This is a genomic window from Alteromonas sp. ABV4_150, from assembly GCF_056311745.1.
On the sequence record NZ_CM149971.1, the window covers coordinates 4,215,551 to 4,226,096 of the forward strand.

Annotated in this window: 9 protein-coding genes; 8 read left to right on the plus strand and 1 reads right to left on the minus strand. The window is 45.3% G+C overall.

The genetic code is table 11. The annotated features are described in order from the left end of the window. Positions 1 to 423: 423 nt before the first annotated feature. Entirely contained in the window at positions 424 to 1,656 is a 1,233-nt protein-coding gene (locus ACYX4M_RS18310) for a DUF4861 family protein (RefSeq protein ID WP_476081202.1), read from the minus strand. Between the two features lie 175 nt (positions 1,657 to 1,831). Here ACYX4M_RS18310 and ACYX4M_RS18315 point away from each other — a divergent pair, with 175 nt between their 5' ends. The 8 genes from ACYX4M_RS18315 to uxaC all read left to right on the plus strand — a co-directional run bounded on the left by ACYX4M_RS18315 (position 1,832) and on the right by uxaC (position 10,545). Continuing rightward, entirely contained in the window at positions 1,832 to 2,590 is a 759-nt protein-coding gene (locus ACYX4M_RS18315) for an SDR family oxidoreductase (protein ID WP_476081203.1), read from the plus strand. 22 nt (positions 2,591 to 2,612) lie between these two features. Beyond that, positions 2,613 to 3,458: a 5-dehydro-4-deoxy-D-glucuronate isomerase gene (gene kduI, locus ACYX4M_RS18320; RefSeq protein WP_476081204.1), complete on the plus strand. Its 846-nt coding sequence runs from the start codon at positions 2,613 to 2,615 to the stop codon at positions 3,456 to 3,458. 30 nt (positions 3,459 to 3,488) lie between these two features. Then, positions 3,489 to 4,472 carry a TRAP transporter substrate-binding protein gene (locus tag ACYX4M_RS18325; RefSeq protein WP_476081205.1) on the plus strand — a complete coding sequence of 328 codons (984 nt, stop codon included), beginning with the start codon at positions 3,489 to 3,491 and terminating at the stop codon, positions 4,470 to 4,472. 2 nt (positions 4,473 to 4,474) lie between these two features. Continuing rightward, positions 4,475 to 4,960 (plus strand): TRAP transporter small permease, encoded by a 486-nt coding sequence (locus tag ACYX4M_RS18330; protein WP_476081206.1) that lies wholly within the window; start codon positions 4,475 to 4,477, stop codon positions 4,958 to 4,960. Beyond that, positions 4,960 to 6,255: a TRAP transporter large permease gene (locus ACYX4M_RS18335; protein WP_476081207.1), complete on the plus strand. Its 1,296-nt coding sequence runs from the start codon at positions 4,960 to 4,962 to the stop codon at positions 6,253 to 6,255. The genes ACYX4M_RS18330 and ACYX4M_RS18335 overlap by 1 nt, the downstream gene beginning before the upstream one ends. A gap of 146 nt (positions 6,256 to 6,401) precedes the next feature. Then, positions 6,402 to 7,418, plus strand: coding sequence for a LacI family DNA-binding transcriptional regulator (locus tag ACYX4M_RS18340; RefSeq protein ID WP_476081208.1), 1,017 nt, complete (start codon positions 6,402 to 6,404; stop codon positions 7,416 to 7,418). 209 nt (positions 7,419 to 7,627) lie between these two features. Next, complete coding sequence (locus ACYX4M_RS18345) at positions 7,628 to 9,118, plus strand: UxaA family hydrolase (RefSeq protein ID WP_476081209.1); 1,491 nt, start codon at positions 7,628 to 7,630, stop codon at positions 9,116 to 9,118. An 11-nt stretch (positions 9,119 to 9,129) separates the two neighbouring features. Next, positions 9,130 to 10,545 (plus strand): glucuronate isomerase, encoded by a 1,416-nt coding sequence (gene uxaC, locus ACYX4M_RS18350; protein WP_476081210.1) that lies wholly within the window; start codon positions 9,130 to 9,132, stop codon positions 10,543 to 10,545. The last annotated feature ends 1 nt before the right edge of the window (position 10,546 follow it).

Below are 10,546 nucleotides of genomic sequence, written 5' to 3' on the forward strand. Positions count from 1 at the left end.
ATGTTGAGTGGAGGCAAGCAGAAGGCTTACCTCTGTAAACGGTCCTAGCAGGAAAAAGTCTGTAGGACATTTGTGACATTTCAGTGACAGTGAATTGACACCAAAATGAAGCTTTATTGACACAAGGGTCTGAAAAAATGAATAAAACAAATGCGAAGATTTACGAAAGTGCCGTAATCATTGGGATAATTGAATGTTCAATCAAGAAAACCTGAACCACTCAGTCAGTTTATGAATTATTTGTTTCACAAAACTGGTCCGAGCTTTGCGCTCGTGAACACCACAGGGCATAACTACTTGAAAGTTCGATGAGGTAACGTGTTAAAAGAAGGCAGTTGAAAAAGGCAATTAGATAAAAGCATTGACTAAGCAAGTGGGCTACGCACTTAGCAACAGCCCAATAGCTTGGTAAATAAGTAATACTTAGTTTAAGACGGTGAGAGGGTTATTATACGCCTTTAATTTATTAACCAGATAATCTTCGAACTGCTTTGCAGTTTGTATATCGCTGCTGCGCTTAGGCCAAACTGCGAGAATTTTATAGTCTAAAGCAGTCAAAGGTTTGAATAATACAAGGTGGTCATGTTCACCCTCGAATACCTTTTCGACCTGATCTAACCGATAAACAACGGCCAAGCCTAAGTTGTCATTATCTGCCAAAATACTTTGCGTTCCCCAAGTCGCTAAAACGCCCCATTCACCGCGCTCGGCTTTAATCACCTGCATTCCATCATGCGCCACTAGACCCGCGACAATATTATCCGAAGGCTCTGATACAGAAACGCTGATGTGGGTTGTGGGGTCAAACGCATCAATTCGATAGTGCGTGGTAACGTCGATGCTGTCCGCTTTCGCATCAGACGATGACCACCCTTGGTAGCCAACCTCGAACTCAGCACGCAACTGAAAATTCGATACTAGTTGGTATTGCGTATTCTCTACATGCTGAAAATGCATGACTGTCTGCGTCGAGGAGTCTTGGGTTTCTTGTTCTGTTAATCGACCTAGCGCACCCACGCCCAACGATTTACCAACTTTAAGCGCGTCTCCGCCCCACGAAGATAAATTGTGATAGCTATCGTAGCCGTCTTGCCCCACCTCAGGTAATACTACACTGTCGTTCGCTTTAACAAAGACATCAATAGCGTTACGCCAATCAAGATAAAGGCGATAGCCCATTTGATCAGACTCCCAGCCTGGTCCTTCGTAACGCAAAAAGTAAGAATGATCGGTCAATTGTGGAGGCGATGTGAATGAAGTAACCTCTTCAAAAGAAAAACCCTCAGCGCTATATACTGCGTCTTGCCACTCTCCACCTGTTCTTACGGAAAGTTCAGCGTGCGCCCGGTCTTTATGGTTAACATTGGTTGCTCGCTCAGGAGGTGTAAGCTCCAATGACGCACTACTTCCCGGCGCAATAGATGCAGCACCTAATAACACTGCTTGACCTTCGCTATTCTTTATCCATTCTGACGGGTATTGCTTTAACTTCCACCCCGAATATTGCGGGGGCAGAGAAACTTCGAAAGTTTGCTCGCCGCTACCACCGTCTGCCGAATTTTTTACCTTTACCGACAAAGCCGACTTAATATCTCCTTGTGAGCAGCTTGCCAACAATGGCATCAGAATTAAACCTATCTTACTAAATTTCTTCACTTTTATGCTCTCCACCGGTTGTTAACACGTTTAACTTATTTACGATATTTTGAAACAATATATTGACAATTGCCACCGGTGGCAATTATTTTATATTTTGTTAACGAGATTTTTCAATTTAGTATGCCGATAAAATTTGGCATGCCAATGAACCATTTAGTAAAAGGTAAATTACATGGTCAATTTTAGCCTAGAGGGTAAAACCGCATTAGTGACCGGAGCAAGTCGAGGTATAGGCCAAGCACTTGCTCTGGCGCTCTCCACTTCTGGCGCATTCGTCATCTGCGCTAGCTCTCGAGCTGGTGGCTGTGACGAGACACTACGTAAGATTCAACGTGAAGGCGGTCAAGCAGTGGCACTAGACGCCGATTTAGCTGATGCTGACGCGGTAGTTAAACTCGCTGAAGATGCGTTAAGCTTTAAAGGACACATCGACATCCTGCTTAATAGCGGGGGCACTATTTTCAGAGCCCCGGCTACCGACTTCCCTTTTAACGAGTGGAGAAATGTGCTTGCTGTCAACATCGATTCAGCTTTCCTACTTAGCCAAATTATTGGGAAATCGATGGTAGAACGTGGGCAAGGCAAAATCATCAATATTGCATCAATGTTGAGTTATACAGGTGGTATTACTGTTCCGGCCTACACAGCGAGTAAACACGCCATTGCGGGTCTTACGAAAGCGCTGGCAAACGAATGGGGCCAGTACAATGTACAGGTGAACGCAATTGCGCCCGGTTACATCAAAACCGATAACACCCGAGCACTGCAAGATGATGAAACGCGCAGTGCTGAGATATGTGCCCGCATTCCTGCTAATCGCTGGGGGGAAAGCGAAGATTTAGCAGGTGCAGCAGTATTTCTTGCGAGCGCAGCGAGTAGTTATGTAAACGGCCATATTCTAGCAGTCGACGGCGGCTTTCTAGCACGTTAATTCACGAACAAGGAAAACAGCTATGAACGAAAAAATAGATACTCGATATGCGATTGGGCGCAAAGAAGCAAACGCATATAACACTCAAGAATTGCGCGATGCGTTTTTGGTCGAAACCCTGATGACAGAGGGCAAAGTCGTATGGATATACACCCATTACGAACGCTTTATGCTTGGAAGTGCCGTACCGACAACGTCAGCGCTAACGCTAGAAACCATTGAAGATCAGTTAAAAATGCCCTTCTTTACCGCCCGTCGCGAAGTAGGTGTGATAAACATCGGCGGTCCAGGCACCATTACCGTTTCAGGCACGACTTACCATTTAGATAACGAGGAAGCCCTATACATCGGCCAAGGCAATGAAGAAGTAATATTTGAGTCAGACAATGCGTCCAATCCTGCCAAATATTACTTAAACTCAGCGCCGGCTCATCACGCCTATCCCTGTAAAAAAATAGGTAGTATGGATGCAAATGTTCTTCATCTAGGTAGTCAAGAAACCTCTAACAAGCGAGATATCAAACAGTTACTTATCAATTCTGTTGTCGATACTTGTCAATTACAGATGGGGTTAACCCGCCTTCACACAGGCTCTGTTTGGAACACTATGCCTGCTCATCAGCATGACCGACGCAATGAAGTGTACTTTTATTTTGATATGGACAGCGAAAGCAGAGTCTGTCACTTCATGGGCGAACCTCACGAAACTCGCCATATTTTTGTAGCAAATGAAGAAGCTGTGGTTTCACCACCTTGGTCAATTCACTGTGGTGTGGGTACAGGAAGCTATGCATTTATCTGGGGCATGGCGGGTGAGAATTTAGATTACGATGATATGGATAAGTTTCCGCCGTCAGAGTTGCGCTAAGCAGCTCTGTTCTAAATAGGTGTAACGATTATGTTGCGGTATATAAAACTCACACTGACTGCCACGGCCCTGTTGCTAACATCGGCGTGTTCGCAAAATGAACTGCAAGGCGAAGTCACCGTATTGCGCTTGGGGCATACGTTGGACACTCAACACTCAGTACATAAAGCAATGGAATATCTTGGAGAGCGCCTAGATTACTATTCTGACGGTACAATGAGTGTGGTTATTTACCCGAGCAGCCAGCTGGGAACCGAGAGGGAGATGGTAGAACTGCTGCAGATTGGCTCACTCGCCATGACAAAGGTGTCGGCAAGTCCTCTGGAAGGGTTTGCGCCTGAAATGAAAATTTTTAGCATTCCCTACATCTTCCGCGATAACGAACACTTCTGGCGTGTATTAAACAGCGATTTAGGCGATGAGTTGCTATCTGGTGTTGAAGACTTCCGACTTAAAGGTCTCGGCTATTACGATGCGGGAAGCCGCAGTTTTTACACCAACGACAAACCAATAGAAACACCAAGCGATCTGAACGGGCTAAAAATTCGCGTATTGAACAGCCCTACTGCAGTAGCAACAGTTCGCGCACTTGGTGGAGCAGCAACGCCCGTCTCTTGGGGAGAACTGTACACTGCGCTTCAGCAAGGCGTTGTAGACGGTGCTGAGAATAACCCGCCCAGCTACTACCTTTCACGTCATTATGAAATTGCCCGTTACTACAGCCTTGACGAGCATACCAGTGTCCCAGACGTCATGTTGGCATCGCTGCCGGTATGGGAAAGTTTGAATGAACAGCAGCAAACGTGGCTAACCAAAGCAATGGAAGACTCTGTTGAATACCAACGCGAACTTTGGAAAACATCTACACAAGCCTCTTTAGAAAAGGTAAAAGCCGAAGGCGTCACAGTTATTACGCCTGATAAAGCACCTTTCGTTGAAGCGGTTAAGCCTTTTCACAAAAGCTTTGAAGGCACGCCTATTGGCGACTTAATTACGCAAATAAAAGCGATGTAACAATGACAATAATACGCCTTATCGATAAAGCCTTAGCCGGCACACTTATAGTTGCCATGGTAAGTATTTTACTTACCGTGATTTGGCAAGTGGTCTCACGTTACGTACTTAAAGACCCCGCTTCAATCACCGAAGAATTATCTAGGTTCATACTTATTTGGATTGGTATTTTAGGTGCGGCTTATGCGTATCGTCAAAACGCGCATTTGGGGTTCAACTTAATTGTTGAGCGTCAGTCTCGTAAAGTGAAACGCCTTCTACTTACCTGCGTTGAAGTCATTGTCATTATCTTCTGTGTTTTGGTGATGGTTTACGGCGGCGCTGAACTAGTGTCTCTTACATTAGAGCTAGAGCAAATCTCAGCAGCGCTAGGTGTGAAAATGGGCTTTATCTATAGCGTGCTTCCCTTATCTGGAGGCCTTATCATTGCCTATGCACTGGTTAACATTACTGCACTTTGGCGAAACAACAATAAGGAGTCAGCGTAATGGAACTGACCGGTATTATCTTAGTCGTCGCCTTTTTTGTACTCCTTCTTTTAAATGTTCCCATTTCAATCAGCATTGGTGTAGCCACGCTGCTTGCTATGGTAATGAGCATGGACATTGCTCCGGCTACCATTACGATTGCCCAGCGTATGGCAGGTGGTCTTAATAGCTTTGCGCTCTTGGCAATCCCATTTTTTGTTTTATCTGGCCTTATCATGGGACGCGGCGGGATAGCTAAGCGATTAATTGAATGTGCAATGGCGCTTATTGGTGCGCTTCCCGGTGGTTTAGCCTTGGTGAACGTTGTTTCCTGCATGCTGTTTGGTGCAATCTCAGGGTCTGCGGTAGCGACCACATCAGCGATTGGCAGCTTTATGTTGCCCGAAATGAAAAAAGCGGGCTACGAGCCGAATTTTAGTGCCGCAGTCACTGCTGCTGCATCAACCACAGGCATGTTAATTCCGCCTAGTAATATCTTAATTGTATACGCTATTGCCAGTGGTGGCGTATCCATCGCCGCCCTTTTTATGGCTGGCTATATACCAGGCATTATGGTGGGTTTAGCGCTAATGCTAGTGTGCTTTGTCTATGCAAAAATGAAGGGATACCCGCTGTCGCCACGACTTCCTTTTAAATTAGTTGTCGAAAAAACTGTTGCCGCACTCCCTTCCCTGTTCCTCATATTCTTAGTGATTGGCGGCATTGTAGGCGGCGTTTTTACCGCTACTGAAGCTGGTGCCATTGCGGTGGTTTACTCATTGCTGTTAGCTGTGGTGTTTTATAAAGAAGTAGAAGCGAAAGCCTTACCCGATATATTCTTAAAAGCAGCGGAAACAACAGCAATTGTAATGCTGCTTATCGCGGCCTCAACGGCGATGTCTTGGCTATTGTCGTTTGAGAACATTCCGCAAACCTTAAGTAACGCACTGTTGTCGATAAGCGATAACCCATTACTTATTCTTCTCTTAATCAACCTATTGCTTATCGTAGTTGGTGCATTCTTGGATATGACACCTGCCGTACTTATTTTTACGCCCATATTTTTGCCGGTGGCCTTAGAACTTGGAATGAGCGAACTGCAATTCGGCATCATGCTCGTGCTCAACCTATCAATTGGATTATGCTCACCACCCGTCGGCGCCGTACTTTTCATTACCTGTGCCATTGCCAAGACCAAACTTGAGAACATCATTCGACCGCTAATACCCTTATATGTGGCTATGTTTGTCGTTCTTATGCTGGTTACGTATGTCGCATGGTTCAGCGAAGCGCTACCGCGTGCACTAGGATTTTAGTAAGGTAGAATCATCAAGACTAAAAGGTGTGGTCAAGCGGTGCTTGATCACATGAACTTTCACTTTTGAGTAACAAAAACATATTGCCCGTATTTGTGTGGTAATATCGGAAGTAACGACATAATAGCGCGGAAAAACAGAGAATTATGAACAAGCGCCCGACTATCAATGATGTTGCAGCCCTAGCAGGTGTATCAAAGCGTACCGTGTCACGCGTCATTAACGGTGCGACCAATGTGGGAAAAGCAACACGTGAGCGCATTGAAGCTGTCATTAAAGAAACGGGGTTTGCCCCTGACAAGCAAGCGCGTGGGTTAAGTACTAGCCGCTCTTACTTGATAGGCTTGATTTATGACAACCCCGATGCCTTGTATATCGACCAAGTGCAAAGAGGCGTGTTAAGCATATGTTCTCAAAAGGGCTACGAATTAGTCGTCCACCCTTGCCGCTATAATGCAGAAGGTTTCGTAGAAGACTGCGTCAATTTTGTACGTCGTTCGAACATAGATGGCGTCATCATACTACCACCGGTATCAGAATCGAAGCTTTTAGCAGACGCGCTGCAGCAAAAGAGCATTAACTATGTCCGGATGGCGTCAGTAGATTTGGATGACCATAAAAATATAGTCGTTAGTGACGACAGAGCGGCGCTAAGTGATTTAGCGCGCTATATGGTGTCGCTGGGCCATAAAGATATTGGTATTATCAGCGGTCCTCAACAGTACTATTCATCTAAAGAACGTTTGGAAGGCTTTGTTGAGACGCTTAACGGTTTAGGTGTCGATGTTCCTAAAAACAGAGTAATTGAAGGTAAAAACAGCTTCGAAAGTGGTATAGAATGCGCGCGTCAATTGCTTATTCAGTCACCACGAGTTAAAGCTATTTTTGCAAACAACGATGAAATGGCAGCAGGCGTATTGAAAGTGGCTCATGAAATGGGAATAACCGTACCTGACGAACTATCCGTCGCGGGGTTCGATGACAACCTACTTGCTGCCCGTGTAATTCCTGCCCTTACCACTGTTCAACGTCCCGTTGGCGATATGGCAGCTATCGCAGCGCGTAAAATCATCGCGCACATCGAAGGCAGTGAAGTTAGTGAAACCGAAACGTATCTGGTCAAACCTCACTTAATTATTCGCGATTCAATCAAAAAAGTGTGATTTTTTACAATGAAGTGTTGCTAACACTCCTTTTTCGACCTATTATGCCACCGGTGGCACTACAATAAAAAAGAATGTTAAAAATAAACAATTTGTAAACAGGGCGTAAAAAGCAACGTTTTCTAATCTATCGCTCTTTTTAAATACACAGTGCTTATTTAACAACGCTTAGCGGTTAAATAAGCCGTAAAGATAAAGCAGGACTTGTAATGGACGTTAAAACACAACTAGTTAAAGTGCATAATAACGATAACGTTGCGGTTGCAACCTGCCCTATCGTGGCTGGCACTTACATCGCTGAATTTGACATTACAGTTAGCCAAGACATTCCTGCTGGCCATAAAGTTGCCTTAGTTACCCTGTCAGACGGTGGCGACATCGTAAAATATGGTTTCAGCATTGGTGCTGCAACAAGCCGAATTAATGCTGGTGAACATGTTCACAGCCATAACGCAAAGACTAAGTTAAAAGGCACTGAACAATACGTTTACGCGCCGTCAAATACCGCTTCAAAACAAAACCATCTTGCTTCTGGATTACAGTTCATGGGCTACAGAAGAGAAAATGGAAAAGTGGGTATTCGCAATGAAGTATGGATCATCAATACCGTAGGCTGCGTAAATCGAACAGCAGACCGTATTGCCAACGAATGTAATCGTCGTTTCGCTAGCGAGTGCGACGGGTTCCGCGCATTTACCCACCCTTTTGGCTGTTCTCAGCTGGGCGATGATTTAGATGACACGCGCACTATCTTAGCCTCTCTCGCATCTCACCCGAACGCTGGTGCGGTGTTAATTGTAGGCTTGGGTTGCGAAAACAATCAGCTTAAGAGTTTGCTGCCTCACGTTGATAAACCGGCAAATCGGGTTCGCTTCTACAACGCACAAGAAGTGGTAGATGAGTTAGAAGAAGGCGTCAATGCGGTTTATGACTTGTTAAAAGTAATGGCTAATGACAAACGTGAGCCTATCGACGCTAGCGAATTAACCTTAGGCATGAAGTGCGGTGGTAGCGACGCTTTTAGCGGTATTACTGCCAACCCAACAGTAGGGCGTGTTACTGATTTAATGTGTAATCTAGGTGGCTCGGTCATTTTAACCGAAACGCCAGAGATGTTTGGCGCCGAACAGCTCTTAATGAATCGCGCAAAAAACAAAGACGTATTCGAGGCGTTTAACTCGCTGATTGATGAGTTTAAGAACTACTTTATCGCCCACAATCAACCTATTTACGAAAACCCGTCTCCAGGCAATAAGGCAGGCGGTTTAACCACGCTAGAGGAAAAGTCTCTCGGCGCGGTTCAAAAAGGTGGAACGTCTACTATTCAGTCCATCTTGCAGTATGGCGAGCCCAAGCAAGATAAAGGCTTAAGTTTATTACAAGCACCTGGTAACGATGCCGTTAGTTCAACGGCGTTGGCAGCATCGGGGGCACATATCGTTTTATTCACCACAGGCCGAGGCACGCCCCTTGGTTTTCCTGTACCCACAGTCAAGATATCGTCAAATTCAGATATCGCTAATAAGAAGCCACATTGGATAGATTTTAACGCTGGACAAGTTCTAGAAGGCGTCTCTATCGATAAGTGTGCCGAAGCGCTACTCCAACATTGCTTGGCAGTGGCATCTGGTCAACAAACCTGCAACGAGAAGAATGGCAGCCATGAGATTGCTATTTGGAAACGTGGCGTCACCCTCTAAAAGAGAGCGTTATGGAATCGATATTATTACATGAAGATAGACTTTTTCCTGCCGATGAAGCAACCCGAAGTGTTGCAAAGGCGCTGTATAAGGAAATTCGAGATCTCCCTATCATAAGTCCACATGGCCATACTGACCCACGTTGGTTTGCACAAAACAATAATTTCACTAATGCAACCGAGTTGTTTATCACCCCTGATCACTATGTGTTCAGAATGCTGTATAGCCAAGGTATTAAATTAACCGATATTGGTGTGCCACGTTGGGACGGCGGCGAAACGGAACAGGATCCACGTAAAATCTGGAAACTTCTGGCAGATAACTATCATCTATTTGCTGCCACACCGTCTCGTTTGTGGTTAGACACTGTATTTCACGATGTATTTGGTTTGCGAGAGATGTTGTGTAGCGACAACGCAACGCATTATTACGACCACATCACTGCGCAGCTTCAAGGGGATGACTTTAAGCCTCGTGCACTGATGGACCGCTTCAATATTGAAGTGATTGCTACCACCGAAGGTGCGCTTGATGCCCTTCCCCATCACGCAGCGATTAAAGATACACCTTGGGCAAAGCGAGTTATTACCACCTTTAGACCTGATGATGTAGTCGATGCTTCACGCGAAGATATTACTTCAAACATTGAGAAACTTGGTGAACTCACCGGTGAAGACACTGCAACCTGGCAGGGCTACCTGAACGCAATTCGTGCACGACGTGCCGTCTTTAGAGAGCACGGTGCAACAGCAACAGATCACGGTCACCCAACGGCGAACACAGCTGATTTAAGTGAAGCTGAGTGTATTGCTTTATTCGATAAAGTAAGAAGTGGAAACAGTAACGCTGAAGACCAAGAGCTATTTAGAGCGCAAATGCTTACCGAATTAGCGGGAATGAGTGTAGAAGACGGCATGGTGATGCAAATTCACCCTGGTTCGTTTAGAAACCACAACAGTCAGCTCTTTACACAGTTTGGTCGCGATAAAGGCCACGACATTCCAATGCAAACAGATTTTGTTAAAGCGCTTCGCCCGTTACTCGGTAAATACGGTAACGAGCCTAACCTGGACATAATTCTATTTACATTAGATGAAACCACGTACAGCCGTGAATTAGCACCACTTGCAGGCCACTACCCTTGCCTGAAACTTGGTCCTCCTTGGTGGTTCCACGATAGCCCTGAAGGCATGTTGCGCTTTAGACATCAAGTGACAGAAACCGCAGGTTTCTTCAATACTGTTGGTTTTAATGACGATACGCGCGCGTTCTTGTCTATTCCTGCACGTCATGATGTTGCCAGACGCATTGATTGTCGCTTCCTTGCACAGCTAGTTGTGGAGCATCGCATTAGTGAAACAGAAGCGACCAGCATTGCAAGAAAACTCACATATGATTTTGCTAAACAAGCGTACAAACTGGGGTAAT

Excerpts from the sequence above, each read along its gene's own strand:
- uxaC (WP_476081210.1), top strand. The coding sequence starts at position 9,130 with ATGGAATCGATATTATTACATGAAGATAGACTTTTTCCTGCCGATGAA.
- ACYX4M_RS18325 (WP_476081205.1), top strand. The coding sequence starts at position 3,489 with ATGTTGCGGTATATAAAACTCACACTGACTGCCACGGCCCTGTTGCTA.
- ACYX4M_RS18330 (WP_476081206.1), top strand. The coding sequence starts at position 4,475 with ATGACAATAATACGCCTTATCGATAAAGCCTTAGCCGGCACACTTATA.
- kduI (WP_476081204.1), top strand. The coding sequence starts at position 2,613 with ATGAACGAAAAAATAGATACTCGATATGCGATTGGGCGCAAAGAAGCA.
- ACYX4M_RS18335 (WP_476081207.1), top strand. The coding sequence starts at position 4,960 with ATGGAACTGACCGGTATTATCTTAGTCGTCGCCTTTTTTGTACTCCTT.
- ACYX4M_RS18340 (WP_476081208.1), top strand. The coding sequence starts at position 6,402 with ATGAACAAGCGCCCGACTATCAATGATGTTGCAGCCCTAGCAGGTGTA.
- ACYX4M_RS18315 (WP_476081203.1), top strand. The coding sequence starts at position 1,832 with ATGGTCAATTTTAGCCTAGAGGGTAAAACCGCATTAGTGACCGGAGCA.
- ACYX4M_RS18345 (WP_476081209.1), top strand. The coding sequence starts at position 7,628 with ATGGACGTTAAAACACAACTAGTTAAAGTGCATAATAACGATAACGTT.